The organism is Thermogemmatispora argillosa (assembly GCF_059696725.1).
In genome coordinates this window covers 5,168,250-5,186,299 of record NZ_AP019377.1, presented here as the reverse complement: position 1 = coordinate 5,186,299, position 18,050 = coordinate 5,168,250, and the positions used below count along the sequence as shown (strand labels likewise).

Sequence of the window (18,050 nt, the reverse complement as noted above, 5' to 3'; positions counted from 1 at the left end):
CAAGAATTCGTTCGACTACTCATTATTCACTGCATCTACGCTTAAATTCTGATTTGCCCAACGTTCTCCTAGTTCTGTCCCCGGCAAGAGCAGGGGATAGGCCAGCCAGTCAGCCAGCGACGGTGATCACCGTCATGCCTCACCTGCAACCAGCCGGGCCGGGTTCTCTACGAGCATGCGCTGTACTTCACGGCGCGTGAAGCCAGCCGCAAGCAGGCGAGCGGCAAAGTCGAGAAGGCCGGCGGTAACTGGCGGGTTAGAGCGCTGGCCAAGATCGGATGAGAGGACGGTCCTCTCTGGACCAACAGCGCGAATGGCAGCGAAGAGCGTTTCCCACGGGCATTTGTTGGTGTAGAAGGTGGTATAGCAGCCTTCAATATAGGCGCCCATGTCGGCTAGACGCCGCTGATCCTCAATAGATAGGGCCTGCGAAGGGAAAAGAGCGTGAGTGATCACTATGCGCTTGATGCCGCTCTCGCGTGCAGCCGCCACCACGGCGAAGATTTCATCTCGCGCCAAATGCCCTGTAGCTAACACCATGTCATACTCGGCTACACGGGCGAGGCAGGCCCACACCTCTGGTCGGAGATGCCCCTCTTCGTCAAAGACGCTGAGCGGCTCGGGAGCCCAGCCTTTGGCCCGAATTTCTGCTTGGATACGGGTCCAAAATGGCAAGAGTCGCTCACCACGGGCCATCTGCTTCTCCGGGGCCTCGTTGGCCGCGTCGACGGTGGGCAGCCAGACAATACGTGTACCGGCTCGCCCGGCGATATCAACCGCCACCGGATTGAAGCCACCAACAGCGTGATTCAGAGCCACAGCGCCAAAGACCTGGGCCCCCGGAACGGCTGTAGATACGACCTTGGCCCGTTCTACAGTCGGAAAGTAATGCGATTTCAAGACAAAGCCGCGCCAGCCCAGGGCGACAAATTCGCGAGCCAGTGACAGATCATCGGTGCTGCGCTCAATCAGATCCGGTTCAATATGCAGGTGGATATCAATGGCGCCAGCCAACAAGCGAATGAGATCCTCACGCTCTTCGGTAATCAATCGCTTCACTCTCCTCTGTGGCTTGCTTGGACTAGTAGTGATAACAGAACTTCTCTTGATAGCCCTGTCTGTCGGTAGGCCCTGCCCAAGCGCCAGGTTACCTGGCTACGTGTTTGCTCCTTGCCTGCCAGCGCAGCCTGGCGCTCTCTGGGCAGGCCATCAGGGACCAGGCTTCAAGCGCCGTAGGGTCTCGCATACTCCTGAAAGGTGGGCGCGCATGGCCTGCTCCGCAGCGTCAGGATCATGAGCGGCAATGGCATCGACCACTGCTGCGTGTTCAGCTAACGAGGTTGCTGGTCGACCGGGCGCCAGAATCGTGCGATACTGATAGCGCACGCTCTGTGAGCCAAGCGTCTCTAGCAACCTGGCCGCTGTACGGTGACGGGCGGCCTCGGCAATCGCCCGATGCAAAGCGGTATTGAGAGCTGAGTAGGAGACGAGGTCGCCCTGTTCAATACAGGCTCGCATCTGCGCCAGGAGATCACGCATTTGGGCCACGTCTTCAGGTTGGGCCCGCATCGCGGCGAAACGGGCCAGCAGCGATTCTATTGCGGTACGCGCCTCCAGGATTTCCAGGGCCTCCTCATGAGAGACAAAGCGGACGCGCGCCCCGCGGTTCGGCTCGCGCACTACCAGGCCTTCTTGTTCCAGACGGGCTAACACTGTACGAATGGTAGCGCGTCCCGTTCCCAGGCGCGCCGCTAAGTCCAGTTCAATCAGGCGCTCATTGGGTTGGAGCGTGCCGTCAATGATCCAGTCGCGCAGACGCTCATAGCAGGCCTGTTCATTCAAGAGCTGAGTTCCCATCTTCCTCAAACCACCGGTGTACCATAGGTATGGAAGGTCTCTACCGTCTTGTTCCCCCAGGCTTGACCACGTGCACGCTCTTCCTCTGTCCAGGTGATGGGCTGCCAGTCGGGAGCCAGTACCAGGTAGCCACCTGAGCAGACTTCGATGCGGTTTTGGCCAGGCTCATAGACGTAGACAAAGTAAGTCTGGTTGATAGCGTGCTTGCTGGGGGCAAATTCAATGAAGACGCCGTGGTCAACAAAGAGATTGGCCGCTCGCCAGATCAGTTCGTTGGATTCCACATGAAAGGCAATGTGATGCAGGCGCCCCTTGGCCCCGGTCGCATCTTGCGTGTAGACCAGGTCGTAGGATTTGTTGGTGGCACGGTACCACAATCCTGGGCGCCGACCATTGTTGAGGCGGATCTGCTCCGTCAGGCGCAGGCCAAGATAGCGCTCGACGAATTCGCCATCAGCCTCGGCATCGGATGAAAGGAAGTTCACATGATCAAGGGTCTTGACCCCAACTCCTCGCCCGGTCAGTTTCTGAGGCTGGTTCTTGAGGGCAGGACGTAGATGGGTGGGGGGTTGATAGTATTCGGTTTCATAGTAGAGTTCCAGAAGATGACCATCGGGGCCCCGAAACTGATAGGCCCGGCCATGACCGAGGTCTCCTTCAATCCATGTTCCGCGAAAGCCCCCTTGCTCGAGTGCAGCTACGCGCCGCTCTAGCGCCTCCGGACTCATCGCCCGCAGCGCTGTGTGACCAACCCCGGCATGCTCATGCGCGGTTAGTTTGAGTGAGTACTGTTCGTAGTCGCCCCAACAGCGTAAATAGGCTGAGCGTCCAAGCCGGGCGACTTCTTCCATGCCCAGTACTTCGACAAAAAACCAGAGGCTTTCGTCAAAGCTAGGAGTCAATAGCTCAACATGCCCCAGGTGAGCAATGTCAAAGCAGAGCGCTTCAGACATGGCTCAGGCACCTCCTTTGTTGCGGGTCACGCCTCCCGATCACTGCGCTGTAGAGCGTGCACGCCAGGCTACCTTGCCCAGCACAAAGCTGTCAACTATCTTGTCAACAAAATTGTTGACAATCATGAGCCGGACATAAACTTATCTCGCGCTCTGAGCAGAAGCCCGCTCCCACGGCTCGCTGGGGACCCATCGCGAGCCACTCCGCCACCTCTTCGCCGTCACCAGTTTGCAGACCATGCTCTCTGTCCGTCAATTATGACAACAAAATTGTTAACAATTTTCGCACAAAAAAGAAAGAATGTTGTACGGCATAAGCCATCGCCGAGGAGCGCGCCTTTTTTCCGGCGCTGCTCCTCGCTTGTAGTAACAGTATACCATATTTGGTGCTGTTATGTCAAGTCGGGGTGCACTGTCCCCCGCTTGAAGGGCGAGTTTGAGGCGGTCAGCGAGGGGCTAGCTGCCCGACGCTGAATTGTGGCCAGGCCCGTTATGCTGCGAGCCGGGCGCATTGGTCGTGGCAAAGGCAGTTTGCCACTGCAGGCGCAACTCCTGAGCACGAGCGAAGATCTCATTCAGGTGGGGATCACGGGCCGCGATCCGATCGCGCAAGCGCGTGAGCGTCAGCAGATACTCATTGAGGCTGCGCACCAGAGCTTCGCTATTCGTCAAGCAAATATCGCGATACATCTCGGGGCTGCCAGCAGCCAGGCGTGTCATATCACGAAAGCCGCTGGAAGCCAGCAAGGCGGCATCGCCCCACGACGGGGCCTCGGCGGCAGTGGTCATCAGCGCGATCGCTGCCACAAAGGGCAGGTGGCTGACATAAGCGACCTGACCATCATGCTCTGCCGGTTCGAGGAAGCGAAGGCGAGCCCCCAAGGCCTCCACAAAGCTGGCCACCTTATTGACGGCGCTTGGGCGTGTACGCGCTGTCGGCGTCAGGCAATAGATGCGCCCCTGGAAGAGGCTGGCATCGGCAGCCTCGACCCCGCTGACCTCTTTCCCGGTCATTGGATGCCCGCCGACAAACGAGACTGTCTCGGGCAGAAACTCCTCCGCCCAACTAATGACCTGGGCCTTGGTGCTGGCTACATCGGTGATGACTGTTCCGGGGGTCACGCAGCCGGCCAACTGCTGTAAGAGGGCGCGCATCGCCCCCACAGGGGTCGCCAGGACCACCAGCTCGGCACCGCGCACGGCATCAGCCAGCGAGTCATATGCCTGGTCTATGGCCCCTACCCGGCGAGCGCGCTCGCAGACACCGCGTCCCAGGTCATAGCCGGTCACCTCTTGAGCCGCCCGCGCTCGGTGGAGGGCCAGGCCGATGGAGCCGCCTATTAATCCTAATCCAACGATCGCTATGCGCTGAAACATAGACCATCCTCACGTTAGTGCAGCAAAAATGACAGTACTCTCCAATAATGTATATATGAATTATGAAGCCGAAACTACGGGAGCGACTGCGATGTTGACAGCGTCGGGAGGAGGCGGCGCTTGCTCGCGGGTGGGCAGGCTAGCCAGCGAGTCAGCTGTGGATGGGCTAGCTAAAAGTACGGCAAGCTTTCCAGCCACGCCACCCCATCGGGGCCAATGGCAGCCCCCAGCATGGCGGTGACTTCATCGCTGAGCAAGGCTCGCTGCTCCTTGCGATACTCGCGCAAAAAGCGCGGCAGGACCTCGGGGCCAGCGCGCTTCAGGAGGTCAAGAGCAAAGCGCTCTAACAGCAGATCGAAGCACAGGTAGTCCTCCGCCGAGGTCTCCTCATCCCAGCTGAAGCTGCGAATGGTGACCGGCGTCTTACCATCATCCTCCGCAAGGAAAATTTCTGCGTACAGCTCATGCAGGTCGCGATTGACCACGTCCTGCTGCCCATCGAGGCGATGGGAGAGCCAGAGTGCGGCAAATTGTAGCTGCCATTCATCGGCCCAGAGCGGATAGTCCTCCGGCCAGGGACGCGGGTCTTGCTCCAAAAACGCATAGGCCAGCTCATGGTAGAGGAGAAAGGCCAACTTCTCGGCTGTCGGTTCGCCAATGATGGGGTCAAGCTGCGTCGGCACGACTAGCGAGGGCGGCTCAGTCGCATTGGTAAAATAGGGCAGCCGGGTCTGTGCCTTCCCCAGATCCTCATCATGAGGCACTTTCTCCCAGTCAGTCGGCGCGACCAGGATGATCTCCAGCTCCGGCAGCGGCAGATTGAGCAGGCGCCCTAGCTCTTCTGCCGCCCGATTGAGTTTTAGCAGGAGGTGCTGCGCTTGCTGCTCATACCCCCGCGGATAGTAGAGCAGAAAGCTATCCAGCAGTGTCCGATAACGCTCATAGGGGAATGACATGATCTTCTTTCTTCTCGTTGTAGTCTTCTACCAGGCCAGGGACCCTGAGACTTCAGGCTCCTGGTTCGCTCAGTCGGCAGGATGCCACCAATTGCTGCCCCGTTGCGGTGAGATGAGTACGGGTCGACCGAGAGCGCGCCAGCGCTTTCCTTCTGCCTCCCTCTCGCTTTACTCGGTCTGACCCGGCTCTGCTCTTGCGCTGGAGGACGCTGCCGGCTCCTTCCCTTCCGGCAAAAGTCGTTCGTCTTTTGCCTCACTGACGTAGCGCTGTAGCTCCTCAGCGGTCTTCTCTCGGCGGAAACGCCGATAGAATTCCTGATAGAGCTGACGGAGACGCCGGGGGGTCAGGCGTTTACCGCTATCATAGTATTCCAACGCCACCTGACCGATAGCCCATGTTCCAGCCGCCGCGATTGCCCCGGCGACCAGGTCGCCACCAATGGGTACCGCTTTGGCAGCCTGCTCCGCCAGGTAGCGGAGGCCAGCCCCTCCCGCCATCGTCAGCACTAGCTCCCGAGCATGGCGCATTGCTTCGCTTGAGGAGATCGGTTCGCCATAGAGCGCCGCCAGTCGCAGCACGAGGCGCACCTGTGTTCCTAAGATGATGGGGATATCAATAAAGGGCACCGGCTCAAGCCCAGCGGCCAGGCTGAGAAGCGTGGCATTGCGAATAATGCGCTGGGCCGCACTGCGCCGAAAGGCCGGTAGCTCTCGCCCAATGACAAGGGCCGCTTCGGGGCTGGCTTCAATGATGGCAGGCAGCAGCTCCTCGGCAATATTCTGGCCGCTTTGGGCCGAGATCGGTATCACGCCGGCTACTCCCAGACGGACAGCAATCTCGGTCGCCAGGCGATCACCATCCAGTCCGCTTGGCAGGGCGTCGATTTTGTTCACCGCGATGACGATGGGCTTGTTCAAGGCCTTGATGTCATTGTACAGCTCGCGGTCCTCTACCTGGAGACCGCGGACGCCGTCCAGCAAGAGGACAATGACACTCGCTTGCTCTAGCGCTCCCCGCGTAATTTCGGGCAGATGGCCCGGCGTATCGATAAGGGTGAATGGACCAAATTCGGCAGGTACGAGCGTGCGAGTGGTTCCGGCTTCGGGCGACACCAGGGAGATATTCTTTCCCATGATCTTGTTAAAGAGGGTGCTCTTGCCGGCATTGGGCCGCCCGACGATGACCACCGTGTTGCTGAGCCCGGCCATCACTTCCTCATGGGCCTGCTTCCAATTGACTGCTCGCATGAAAGCCTGCATGAGAGCCAGATTGGCCGGTAAATTCTTGAGAACGTTCACGCCCAGCTCGCGTATGTTTTTCGGGCGGTTGCTCTTTTGAAAAGCTCGCGGGAGCAGTTGCTCCACAATATTCTTTTTCGTCGTTTCCTCGCTCGCTGAGGAAATTGATTTTTTCTGGGCCACGCGCGTCGTCCTTCCCTGTGCTATTCGTGCCTCAATGAAAGAAAAGCTGCGACCTCAGCAATGCCGCTTTTCGTAACCATTATAGCTCTTGCGCCCAGGTGAGGCAACCGCCAGGCCCCATATCAGTCGGCTGCACGGCCAGTTGACCCCTGTGTCGCATGATGTCAGCTGATCTGTGAGCCAGGTGGGGATCAGCTCACGCTCACCTTGGTCGCAGCTCTTTGCCCTCCCACGTCGTTCCCTCTTCACTTGCTACCACGCAGATGGCACAGGTAAAGAGACGCACTCTGGCCAGCTTTGCCAGCAGCAGCGGAGGCGAGCAGCAGACAAGCAGAGGGAGGCAGCACCTCAGCAGCCAGCCAAGCAAGGCCAGCCCAAGCCTTCAGGTCTCAGACCCGCGCCGCTATCCCTCAGTTATCCCTCAGTGGCTTGGCTCCTTCCTCCTCTTGCAGGGGCAGGACAACCTCCTCGGCCAGGCGCGCGATGAGATCCGGCGCATAGGGAGGGCGCAGGTTCAGAATCAAGTGGGTAGCCCCAGCCTCGATAAAGGTTTGCACTGTTGCACGGAGCGCCGCCAGCGGGCGTGTGAGATCAACAGGGATCTGAATCGAGCGCTCGATCTCGCGAGGGTTGCGCCCGAGAGCGGCACAGTGCGCATCTAGCACAGCCTGCTTACGGCGAAATTCCTCGACATCGCTGCCATTATAGTTCCAGACCGAGGCATAGCGCGCAACGACGCGCAGGGTCAAGCGCTCGCCGCTACCACCAATAATAAAGGGCGGATGGGGTCGCTGCTGCGGCTTTGGCTCACACGGTGCCTCGTATAGGCGATAGTAGGTTCCCTCAAAGGTAACGCGCGGCTCCGTCCAGAGCCGTTTGATGACTTCGCAGGCTTCTCCCAGGCGCCGGATGCGCTCGCCGGTTGAGTAGAACGGCAGGCCATAGGCCCGGTGCTCGCGCTCAAACCAGGCAGCCCCTAGCCCGAAGTCAAGCCGTCCACCCGAGATCAGGTCTAGCGTTGCGCCCATCTTCGCCAACAGCGCGGGGTGACGGTAGGTATTGCCAGCCACCATTAACCCCAAACGCAGCCGTTGCGTCTGCGCCGCCAGGGCCGTTAGTAGGGTCCAGCCCTCCAGAATCGGGCCTTGACTCTGCTCCTCCGGCCCTAGCGGGATAAACTGATCGAAGAGCCAGGCATGTTCGAAGGCTGGCTGGGCATCAGCTTCCTGCCAGACTCGCAAGATCTCCGCATAGCTCACAAACTGCTGCGCTGTTTTGATACCGAAGCGCAGCCTGCCCCTTCTCTCAGTCATTGTCTCGGCTCTTCTGGCTTCATACTTACTTGTTCGGCTCGTGCTCGCTCTTCGGGTCAGACGCGCTCTAGCGGAATGAAGCCCAGCGTGCGCAGAACATTATTCATGACCTGGGCTGTGGTCCGCACAATCCAGGCGCGGAAGGCCTTGACGCGCTGATCCTCTTCTTTGACAATGGGCGGCGTATGCTCGTAGAAATCGCTGAAGTGGGCGGCCAGGTCGTAGGCGTAGGCGGCCAACAGATTTGGAGCCAGATGGCGCGTGGCCTCCGCCAGGCGACGTGGATAGGCATCAATGTGACGTAGCAGCTCCCACTCACTTTGCTCCAGGGCGGGCGGCAGCTCCTCCAGCCTTTCGGGAACCTCATAGCCGCTCTCCTGCAGGCGGCGCAGGATACTGTTAGCGCGCGCGTAGGCATACTGGAGGTAGACGCCTGTGTCCCCAGTTGGCCGGAGCACTTCCTCCATATCGAGGGCAATCACCTGCTGCAGGCTATAGCGGATCATAAAGTAGCGAATCGCCGAGGCTCCCAGAATGGCCGCTGTTTCATCGGGCAGGTCGGGTTTGACCTCCTTCATGCGGGCGATGGCGGCATTGATCAGGTCATCGGCCTTGATCTCGATACCCTTACGCCCCGACATAGGATAGAACTCGCGCCCATCAGAGGTATCGACGCCCAGACTGGCGGCTGTCGCAGCGGAGAGCGTTACAATCTCGTACGCCAGATGGGTCGAGTTTTTGGCCTGCTCCTCGTAGCCCAGGCGGCGCAGGCTCTCATAGACTACCTGCTGAGCATAGGACTGGCGCACATCAATGACATTGATGACGCGCTGAGCATGGCCAAAGCGCAGAGGATCACCCTCGCTGTTTGTCTCCTGCTGGTGCGTCGGCGTGCGCATCGTCCAGAGCAGGCGCCCGTCATGCTGGCGGCCCCAGGGAACAAAGGTAAAATGCACATCGAAGGCCGGATCATCGGTCAGGCCAAACTTCCAGAGCTGGTAGGCGATATCTTTGGCGGTATAGGTCGCCGTCCCGTCGCTCTTGACAAGCACTTTGTCTAGCGTATGCTCGCTCTCTTCGTCCTGGGCTTCACTGTCGCCAAAGGGCAGAATCCAGCATCCGGCCAGCTTGCCACTCTCGGGACGCCGCAGCAGGCCGCGATTCTTCAGGACCTCAAAAGTCTTCTTCCAGAGGCCACTGTGGAGAATAGCCGACTCCCAGGTGAGCAGGTCGTAGGAGATGTTAAGTCGGGACATGGTTTTGAGGTGGGCCTGAACAATGCGCTGGGAGATATCGGCTGCCAGGGCGGCGTAATCGGTTTCTCCTTCCGCCTGACTCCCTCCTGCCTCACTGCCGCGTTCAATAGCCTGCAGCACAGCACGGCGTCTCTCCAGCAGCTCCGGCTGTTCATCGTAAGCCTTGCCTACGGCGACATAGACGCGCGAGCAGTAGTAGTCGAATGGCTCACCCGGCAGCGGTTCATCGCCTTCGGGAAGGTGCAGCCGCCCTTCTTTGAGGAGCGAGAAGCCGACCACAACATCAGCCACCTGGACTCCTGTGTCGTCGATGTAGTTTTGCGCCTCAACCTGGTAGCCCTGGGTCCGCAGCATACGCACCAGAGTATCACCCAGGCACGAGTTGCGCAGATGGCCAACATGAGCCGCTTTATTGCTGTTGATATTCGTATGCTCGACAACGATCTTGGTGCCCACTCCTATCTCGCTCTGCCCAAAATCAGGGCCGGCTTCCAGGACGCGCACCATGATGTCACGGCTCACGAGCGGACGATTGAGGCGGAAATTCAGATAACCCGGACGCGTGGCCGTGACTTCCTGGAGGGTTGGCAGGTTTAGCGAACGCAGATAGTCGGCCAGGGCTTCGGCGATAGCCAACGGTGGTCGTCCCAGGCGATTTTTCGCGGCCCACGACATAAGCGGGACGGAGTAGTCCCCGAAGCTGGCCTGGGCAGAGAAGCCCAGGTCGATGGGGAGTTCCTCAACAGGATAATTGATTTGTTCCCGGGCCAGGTAGTTCCTCGCCGCTTCTCTAACCAGTGTGCTGAGATACTCATGGAGATCTCTCGGTGCCGCTTCGGCGGTTTCCTGTGCCTCTGTGCTTGTTGTCATACGGCCTCACTAAACAATCCGCAACACGGATGAGTAGAATAAAGTTGGGGTTTCCCGTAAGTGCAACGTTTGCGTTACACTATAGCGTAGCTCTCTCGCCCGGTCAAGGCCCGGGGGAGCGGTTCGCCTGCCGCTGATCTGCCCTCTCTTCAGGGAGAGAGACAGCCTGCAAACGACGTCCTCTAGTTCAGAGGGGGGGAAAAGTGCAGGGAATGAAGGTGCGACAGGTCAGCATGAAGGCGGCGCGACGGCCTGGGCCAGATTAGCTACCAGCGAGGCCGGGAGTAGTATGAATCTCCAAGCAAGGGAGTATGACCGTGAGTTTGGAGACAAAGGGGCGTGACAGGAGAGTGACCTGCCACGCCGACACCATTCTGCCTCTGTTGCGAGCCTTCAATGAGTCTCACCTTGGAGAGCTGGCGTGTGGAGGTGAGCCAGCCAGCCAGCCCGTTCGCTAGGACATTGGCCCAACCGGCAGGCGGAATGGCCCCTGACCGCTCTCCAGGATACCTGCCCAGGACCGATACCAGGCCAGCAGGGCGGTTACGATGCCGAGCCAGCCACCCACGTTGGTGATCAATGAGTTGCCGCTGAACTCAGCGATGCCCAATACGACAAAGGTGAGGAAGAGGAAGAAGAGCACGGCCATCAGGGCCAGATCGGTGCGCAGGGCGCTCAGGAAGAAGAGCAGCGTGATCAGCCCCCAGGCCAGCATGAACCAGCCCAGAATAGGCCCTTCCACTATCAGCTTCTGCCAGACGGTAAAGCCAAACGCCAGCCAGAAGGCACCATAGGTCGAGAAGGCTGTTGCTCCAAGGGTGTTGCGGTTGCGAAATTCCCACATGCCGGCCAAGAACTGCGCCAGGCCGCCATAGAAGAGCGCCAGACCAATAACATCATTGAGACCATTTTTGGCGACAAGACCAGTATTGACGATGCTGAGAACGAATGTGGTCAGGGCGAATGCGGCCAGGCCGAGTGGAGCAGGATTAGCAACTGCGGCGGCAGCGGGTTCGCTGCGCTCTGCTGCAATCTGGGCCATTGACGTTCCCACCTTTCTGTTGAGATTTTTTGATAGTGAGGCACAGCGTGCCTTGTTCGCCGGTTCCGGGCATTCAGCTTAGTGGTATCGCCTTGCCCGGGCCCGCACTTTCCACAGGCGACTCTGCCTGTTACCCGCCAGGTAGGAGGTCGCCACCACCCGATGTTGCAAAACCTTCGATCTGCCTCGCGCTCGTTGATCAGCGCCCTCTCTCGCGAGCTTGTCCGCTCGCCTCCATAAGTAAGCAGGCATATACCTATTTATGGATGAGATCGGCGCTCAGCATCCCCCTTTCTGCAGTTGGTACTGCTCAGTAATTATGGCCGCATCAGAGGAGTGGTGTACGTGATTATTATAACACATTTCGCGGCCTGACGGAACATGGTTCTATAGCCTTCTAAGAGCTAGACTGGCTCTAGCTGTCTGCTCAGCAAGTGCCTCGCCTCGCTCAAGGCCGGAAGCAGGCTATACATACCAGGAAAGATGGCGAGAGGTGAGAACTTTGCTGACAGGCTTGCTTGGCCCGTCGCCGCGGAGCGGCGGGCTTTTGCACTGCCCTGGACGCCTTGACGGTCTGGGCACGAGCCTGCCAATATGGTACACTGGCAAGCGTGAGCGCGCTTGCTTGCAGGCTCTCTTTTTGGCTCTGGCCTGCGTCCTTGTTGCGATGGCGCGCTAGTGAGTATAGGAGCTGGCTTTCCTTCACCATCAAAGAAGAGGTGTTTCGATGCCGCAAGATATCTTTATTATCGCAGGAGCCCGTACCCCGGTCGGTGTCTTGCAAGGTTCGCTTTCAGAGATTAGTGCGATCGATCTGGGGGTGATTGCCGCCAGGGAGGCGCTGCGACGGAGTAAAGTGGAGCCGGCGCTGGTTGATCAGGTCGTGATGGGAAACGTGCTGCAGACGAGCAAGGACGCCATCTATTTTGCGCGCCATATTGCCTTAAAGGCTGGTCTTCCGATCGAGGTGCCTGCTTTGACGGTCAATCGCTTGTGTGGTTCGGGCCTGCAGGCGATTGTGAGCGCGGCTCAGCTCTTGCTCCTTGGCGAGGGTGAGATCGCGCTAGCCGGTGGGGCGGAGAATATGACTCAGGCTCCTCATGTGATTCGCGGTGCCCGCTTCGGGTTTAAGCTGGGTCAGGCCCCGCAGCTTGAAGATAGCCTCTGGGAGGCTTTGATCGATACGTATATCGGCTGCGGTATGGCCATTACGGCAGAGAATCTGGCTGAGCGCTACGGGCTGACGCGCGAGGAGGTCGATGCTTATGCGCTGCGCAGTCAGGTGGCGGCGCGGCGCGCTCAGCAGGCCGGCTGGTTGGCAGAGGAGATTGTGCCGGTCCCGGTACGGGATCGCAAGGGCAATCTGGTGGAGTTTAGCCAGGATGAAGGCATTCGCGATACGTCGATGGAGGCTCTGGCTAAGCTGCCTGCCCGCTTCCGAGAGGGGGGTGTGGTCACTGCCGGTAACGCGAGCGGGATCAACGATGCCGGGGCGTGCGTGGTGCTGGCGACCGAGGAGGCTGTGAAGCGCCATCATCTGCAGCCGATGGCTCGCCTGGTCTCGTGGAGTGTGGTCGGTGTGCCCCCCGAGATTATGGGCATTGGTCCGGCTCCGGCTATTCGTCAGGCGCTGAAGCGGGCTGATCTGCGTCTGGAGGATATGGACCGTATAGAGGTGAATGAGGCCTTTGCGGCCCAGTATCTGGCCGTGGAGAAGGAGCTAGGTCTGCCTCGCGAGAAGACCAATGTGAACGGTGGGGGCATTTCTATTGGCCACCCGTTGGCCGCCAGCGGCGCTCGTTTGACTATCACTTTGCTTCACGAGTTGCGCCGTCATCATCTGAAGTATGGCGTGGCCTCGCTTTGTATTGGCGGCGGCCAGGGTATTGCCGCTGTTTTCGAGAATGTTTCCTAACTCCTCCCGTGGCACAGACGTATGGGCGTAGATCGTCCTGCTGTCTCGTTCTCGATCCTTAGCTGAAACAAGCCAGAATCGCGGGTTCAGGCTCTCTAGCCCCGTGGCTTTCACGAGTAGCTAGAGAGCCTGAGACAAAGCGCTTAGTGGGCGCTTTTTGTAATAGTGGAGGATGTTCGACAGACTTCACTCTAGCCAGTAAAGAGCAGAGGAGACAGCAGGACTATGTACGAGTTATATCATCGTTTCTTTTCCGCAGATTCGTCCTCTTCTGGTTCTTCGGGAGATTCGCGGGCTTCTTCTTCGGCCAATGAGTCGGAGGCCGGAGCTGCAGAGCCGGAGTCGTCTACTACAGCCGATCAGCCGCGACTTATTCCTCTGCCAGGTGCCTCGCGCGGGCCGCTCTTCTGGTTACGCTGGTGGGAGGAGGCTCGCACTCGTCGACGGTTGTTAGGCAGCGCTCTGGGACTGGCGGTGTTGATACTGCTTGTGACTGTTGTGTTCCCCCTTTTGAGAAATGTAGTCTCGTTGGGATCAGGCTCCCTGTCTGGGACTGTTAGCTCCGAGTCGGTGCCCTCTTGACAAGCCAGCAAAGCCTTCTGCTGACAGCCAGCGGCGATAGGCTCTACGCTTTTTCCAGCAATGGCGTACTCTCTGCCATCCAGGCTCACGATGGACGTCTCCTTTGGCGTTACATCTTGCCGGTGGCGGCTTCCCAGTTCTCACCTTCTGCGCCTTTTGTTGCCAATGGAGTGGTCTATATCAGCAGCTCTTGCTTCGCCGCTTCTCCTGGAGTAACGTCGAATCTCAGCCTTCCTTGTATTCCTGGCTCCAGGGTTGGGACAATTGTAGCAGCTGTGCGCGCCAGCGACGGGCATCTCCTCTGGCAGCGGATAGAGGAAGGCCTCTTCTTTGCGAATACGCTTGTTGGTGGGAAGCTCTACCTTGTCCGCTTGCTGAAATCAATATCGCTGGTAGAGGCCTTGGAGGCCAGAACCGGCCAGGTTCTGTGGCGGCAGACTCTTCCCCTCTCACTGAGTGGGGTACTAGTGGGTGATCAGGTGGTGGCGGTCCTCCCTCTGGGGGGAGAGATGCAGCCAGGAACTCAGTTGCTTGCGTTGAGACCAGCCGATGGCCAGCTTCTCTGGAGCCAGATGCTCCCGGGTTTTTTGAGACCTATCATGGAGGAGCAAGGTCGACTCTACCTGGCCACGGATGCTCAGAGGACCAGCGCGTCTCTGCCGGAAACGCAGCTCTGGGCAGTGGATAGCCGGAGCGGCGCACAGCTCTGGCAGTCTATCATGCCGGGCCAGTTGATCAACTTGTTTCTCAGCCGCGACGGTAGCAGGTTGTATGCGCTGACAGATCTGTCTCAGGCGGTGCCCGGCAATTCCTATGGCAGCGATGTGACTCTGCTCTTGGCCCTCGACAATAACAACAAGGGTCAGTTGCTCTGGCAGCGCTCCGTTAACCAGGGGCTCTCTCTGGCTATCTTTGCTCAGGAGCACAATGGCAAGTTCTATCTGGCTCTGGAGCGTCAGGATCGGCCGCAGGCACAGCTCATGGCCCTCTCAGCCAGCGATGGTCAACCGCTCTGGCAGCAGCGCTATCCTGGCGAGGGGGTGATCAGTGCGCAGCCGCATGGCACAATGCTGTACGTTATTGTGAGCGGTAGCACGGTGCTGGCTCTTGATGGCACTAGCGGGCAGCTTCGTTGGCGGACAGGCTTCAGTGACAATATCACAGATCTGGCCCTGATGCAGACCAATCCACCGCAGCTCTATGTCAGCACCTCTAGCGGAAAGCTGGCCGCTCTCGATGGCCGCAGCGGGCAGTTGCGCTGGTCGCTCTTGTTGGCTGAGTAGCTTCTGCTCGATAGGGAGAGCTGTATGGACTGTGACCACTCCGCCAGCTCACGCAGGCGGCTGCTGGTCACACAAGGCCTCTGCCCGGCATGCCGCAGGCTGGGATGGCCTTTGTCCTGCCAGGTTGGCGACCAATGGTGCCTTTGAGCCGTTCACACCTGCCAGGGTTGCCGCCAGCCGACACTTTCTGCTGGTCGAGCGCGCCAGCCTGGAGGGCTTTGATCTTGTGGTCGGTGGCCTCGGCCCTAACGACTGCACCCAGGCCCTGTCTCTTTCTTTCTTTCTGCTCTAACTGGTCCACGCTAGTCGCGCTAGGCTGGCTAGAGGGGGAGGAAGCAGGCCGCCACTGCCGCGCTGCGCTAGCTCTCTTGTTTCAAAGATGCGTCAAGCCGCGTACGAGTAGTGCCAGCATTAACAAGAGCGCGGCGAGCAGGTTGCTGTTCATGTTCTGGGCCATTAGAGCCAGGTACTGCTTGAGTTCACCTTGCGCCCGGCGCAGGACCAGGTAGACAGGAATGACGGTCAGGGCCGCCAGGATAGCATACCAGGGGAAGACGCCCAGAAGGATATCAAGGACGATCAGCAGGGCCGTGAGGCCGAGCAGGATAGCTCCTAGTTGGCGCGCCCTGACTTCGCCAAGTAGTACCACCGGGGTCTTTTTGGCCACCTTACGATCGGCCCGCCAGTGTAGGAAGTGATGGAAGTAGAGGACGAGCATGGTGTAGAGTCCTACGGGTAGCGCGGCCAGAATAGCAGAGAGGCTGATGCTGCCTGTCTGAACGTAGTAGGCCCCTACCAGGGGAAGCAGGCCGAATGAGAGGAAGATATCAAGTTCGCCAAGGCCGTGCCCAATATAGGCCAGACGCAAGGGCGGTGCGACGTAAAAGAAGGCCAGTAAGAAGCCAGCAATGGCCAGCAGCACTACCCAGGGGCGCCAGAAACTGAGGATCAGACCGCAGAGCAAGGCCACGGCAAAGAGTATTATCCAGAGCCGGCGATATTCGGCCAGGGAGGCGGTACCGCTGAGGAGCGCCTGTGAGCCGGTGGCCAAAGCCTGGCCTTCGTTCTGGAGCTGGCGGGCCTGTGTATCGCTGCCTGCAGCGAAGTCAAAGACATCGTTGACAACGTTGGCACCCAGATGGGCCGCCAGCGCTCCCACCAGGGTTAGCAGGAAGAAACCCCACTGGAAGCTGTAGCCTTCTTGCCAGGCCAGGACAGCCCCCAGAACTACCGGCGCCGCCATGACGGGCAGGGTGCGCGCCCGCGTCAGTGTTAACCACGTCTGGAGCTTTTGCATAAATGGAGAATTGCACCTCCTTGAGATAGGTTCTCTTACTGCTCGCTACTTGTGTCTCTCTCTTACTTTGGGGTCCTCTCTCGCTCAGGTCCTTTCGGCTTTTCGTCAGCTCGTTTTGCTGAGAGGGCTAACAGCTTAAGCCCGCTCTCCAGATACCCTGCCAATGGCAGGCCTCGGACCTCATAGAACACTCTACCACGCTGCGAACCCGGTGGCCAGGTTTATTCTCCCTCTTCTGGCCTTTCAGTGCCAGGCCGTTTCCTCATTTTTCTTCCTGTGCTACACAAGATTAGCAATGAGTCGAGATAAAAATATTGTTAAATATTCTTGTATAATGTTCTTTTCTATATTGCTAATAAAAACAAAGGAATATATAATGACATTGTGTCAAGAAATCACCGTGAGCTAGGAACGTTGCACGGGGGCAGATCACGCTCTGACCTCCTAGAAAAGGAGTAGCAAGAACGGCAAAGCGCAAAGTGGCATATTCGCTAAGAGCCATGCTAATTGGTAAATACCTAAATTATCAATTGACAACCTACTCTCAAAAAAATTGGAAGATGCTGGTGTTTCGCGATAGTCGTTTACGAGGCGGATTCATTGAGAAGCAAGCAGAGGAGCATGCAGGCAGTAAAGCCCGAGGAAGGGTGAGCAGAGTGTCCTGCGGCTCTGTCCCAGAGGCTCACCGGAGGCCTGGCGCGAGAGCAGAGCGAGCAGACGGGGGGACGCAGCCAGTGCCGGATAGGCTGGGAGCGGCTCCTGTTTCCTGAGTTAACGGCAGCGACGTGCTCCGGCACAAGCTATCTGGGGAGAGCGTGCATGCGGTAAGTGAGCCGAGGCAAAGTGAGCTGAGCTGCATGCGCCAAAGGGTTTTTATCCGTCCGGAGGAAGGTGCAATATGCAAGGGTTAATCGTTGTGACGTGGGAGCGGTATCTCTCTGAGCGCTTCGGCAAAGGATTCTTAGAGGTCTACCGCAGAGCGATCCAGAGCCACAGTGTTGCCCTGGCGAGTCGCGTCTACCAGGATGAGCAGTGGCTTGTCGGCGTCGAGGCCGCTAGTAAACTGACAAAGCTGAGTCCAGACACGCTTCTCCGTGAGTACGGGCGCTACTTCTTGCTCAATGGTCTCACCGGGCACTTCTGTGCCTATCTGCTGAGCCAGGTCCGCAGTGGGCGCGCGCTCCTTCTGGCCATGCGTGATGCTCATGCTCAGATGCGACGGGCCTCGCCGCAGATCATTCCTCCGATCTTCCGCTATGAGAGCATTTCTAGCAATCCGCATGAGCTGCTCCTCATCTACGATAGCCCCCGCCACCTCTGTTCCTTGCTTTGGGGCGCTATTGAGGGGGCCGCTGAACGCTATGGTGAAACTGTTCGTATTGTAGAGGTGGCCTGTATGAAGCATGGCGCCCCCGAATGCCGACTGGAAGTGCAGTTCTTCCCCGGCAAGGGGCAGCCCGTAGAAACACCTGCCCAGGCTAACCAGCGGCTTGCTCGTCTACGCCTGGCCCATTTGGTGCTGCTTGCACTTCCCGAACAAGAAGGGATCACCCTGGCTGAGCTTGCTGAGCGGCTGCGTCAGCGCCAGGTCGAGGCTGAGCAATTACGTCCTCGCCTTTTGCTGGAGGCGCTGGAGCATCTGCAGTTCGCCGGGCTGGTGAGGAGCAACGCCAGTCAAGAAAGGGGTGAGCTCTTCCACCGCCGCTACTGGAGGGCCCCTACTTCGGGAAAGTGAGTCAGTCTCGCCGGGGCCTCTCGCTTCTACCTCTAACGGCTGGCTGGCTGCTCGGTCAGTTCATCTCCAATCCTGGCCCCAGGCCAGCCACCGTCTTTAGCTGCAGCCCGCCCGCGTTTGCCCCACCCAGCAGAGAAGGTCACTCTTGCTGATCAGATCTCCTCTCTTAGTTGTAATCTGTTGTAATCTCTT

15 protein-coding genes are annotated in these 18,050 nt (G+C 58.7%); 5 read left to right on the top strand and 10 right to left on the bottom strand.

The features are described from left to right. Nucleotides 1-132 precede the first annotated feature (132 nt). The 9 genes from AC6H1L_RS20235 to AC6H1L_RS20195 form a co-directional block, all read right to left on the bottom strand. Nucleotides 133-1,050, bottom strand: coding sequence for a DUF6282 family protein (locus AC6H1L_RS20235; RefSeq protein ID WP_497599259.1), 918 nt, complete (start codon nt 1,048-1,050; stop codon nt 133-135). Nucleotides 1,051-1,209: 159 nt separating this feature from the next. After that, nucleotides 1,210-1,857, bottom strand: coding sequence for a GntR family transcriptional regulator (locus AC6H1L_RS20230; RefSeq protein ID WP_497599258.1), 648 nt, complete (start codon nt 1,855-1,857; stop codon nt 1,210-1,212). A 5-nt stretch (nt 1,858-1,862) separates the two neighbouring features. Beyond that, entirely contained in the window at nt 1,863-2,810 is a 948-nt protein-coding gene (locus tag AC6H1L_RS20225) for a VOC family protein (protein ID WP_497599257.1), read from the bottom strand. A 456-nt stretch (nt 2,811-3,266) separates the two neighbouring features. After that, nucleotides 3,267-4,187 (bottom strand): prephenate dehydrogenase, encoded by a 921-nt coding sequence (locus tag AC6H1L_RS20220; protein WP_497599256.1) that lies wholly within the window; start codon nt 4,185-4,187, stop codon nt 3,267-3,269. Nucleotides 4,188-4,357: 170 nt separating this feature from the next. After that, entirely contained in the window at nt 4,358-5,143 is a 786-nt protein-coding gene (locus tag AC6H1L_RS20215; protein ID WP_497599255.1) for a hypothetical protein, read from the bottom strand. Nucleotides 5,144-5,311: 168 nt separating this feature from the next. Then, a complete protein-coding gene (locus AC6H1L_RS20210; protein WP_497599254.1) occupies nt 5,312-6,442 on the bottom strand; it encodes a GTPase in 1,131 nt (376 codons plus the stop codon). Nucleotides 6,443-6,975: 533 nt separating this feature from the next. Then, nucleotides 6,976-7,878 (bottom strand): LLM class F420-dependent oxidoreductase, encoded by a 903-nt coding sequence (locus AC6H1L_RS20205; protein WP_497599253.1) that lies wholly within the window; start codon nt 7,876-7,878, stop codon nt 6,976-6,978. A gap of 56 nt (nt 7,879-7,934) precedes the next feature. Beyond that, nucleotides 7,935-10,004 carry an arginine--tRNA ligase gene (locus tag AC6H1L_RS20200; protein WP_497599252.1) on the bottom strand — a complete coding sequence of 690 codons (2,070 nt, stop codon included), beginning with the start codon at nt 10,002-10,004 and terminating at the stop codon, nt 7,935-7,937. Between the two features lie 454 nt (nt 10,005-10,458). Then, on the bottom strand, nt 10,459-11,046 hold the full coding sequence (locus tag AC6H1L_RS20195) for an acetate uptake transporter (protein ID WP_497599251.1): 588 nt from the start codon (nt 11,044-11,046) through the stop codon (nt 10,459-10,461). 727 nt (nt 11,047-11,773) lie between these two features. Here AC6H1L_RS20195 and AC6H1L_RS20190 point away from each other — a divergent pair. The 4 genes from AC6H1L_RS20190 to AC6H1L_RS20175 all read left to right on the top strand — a co-directional run bounded on the left by AC6H1L_RS20190 (nt 11,774) and on the right by AC6H1L_RS20175 (nt 15,118). Continuing rightward, nucleotides 11,774-12,961: an acetyl-CoA C-acetyltransferase gene (locus tag AC6H1L_RS20190; RefSeq protein ID WP_497599250.1), complete on the top strand. Its 1,188-nt coding sequence runs from the start codon at nt 11,774-11,776 to the stop codon at nt 12,959-12,961. Between the two features lie 225 nt (nt 12,962-13,186). After that, entirely contained in the window at nt 13,187-13,543 is a 357-nt protein-coding gene (locus tag AC6H1L_RS20185; RefSeq protein ID WP_497599249.1) for a hypothetical protein, read from the top strand. Next, nucleotides 13,540-14,826, top strand: a complete 1,287-nt coding sequence (locus tag AC6H1L_RS20180) for an outer membrane protein assembly factor BamB family protein (protein ID WP_497599248.1) — start codon at nt 13,540-13,542, stop codon at nt 14,824-14,826. Before AC6H1L_RS20185 ends, AC6H1L_RS20180 begins: the two co-directional genes overlap by 4 nt. A gap of 31 nt (nt 14,827-14,857) precedes the next feature. After that, a complete protein-coding gene (locus AC6H1L_RS20175) occupies nt 14,858-15,118 on the top strand; it encodes a hypothetical protein (RefSeq protein WP_497599247.1) in 261 nt (86 codons plus the stop codon). An 81-nt stretch (nt 15,119-15,199) separates the two neighbouring features. On the opposite strand, the gene AC6H1L_RS20170 is transcribed toward AC6H1L_RS20175, so the two are convergent. Continuing rightward, entirely contained in the window at nt 15,200-16,123 is a 924-nt protein-coding gene (locus AC6H1L_RS20170) for a prenyltransferase (RefSeq protein WP_497599246.1), read from the bottom strand. Between the two features lie 898 nt (nt 16,124-17,021). On the opposite strand from AC6H1L_RS20170, the gene AC6H1L_RS20165 reads away from it, so the two are divergent. Further along, on the top strand, nt 17,022-17,858 hold the full coding sequence (locus AC6H1L_RS20165; RefSeq protein ID WP_497599245.1) for a heme NO-binding domain-containing protein: 837 nt from the start codon (nt 17,022-17,024) through the stop codon (nt 17,856-17,858). The last annotated feature ends 192 nt before the right edge of the window (nt 17,859-18,050 follow it).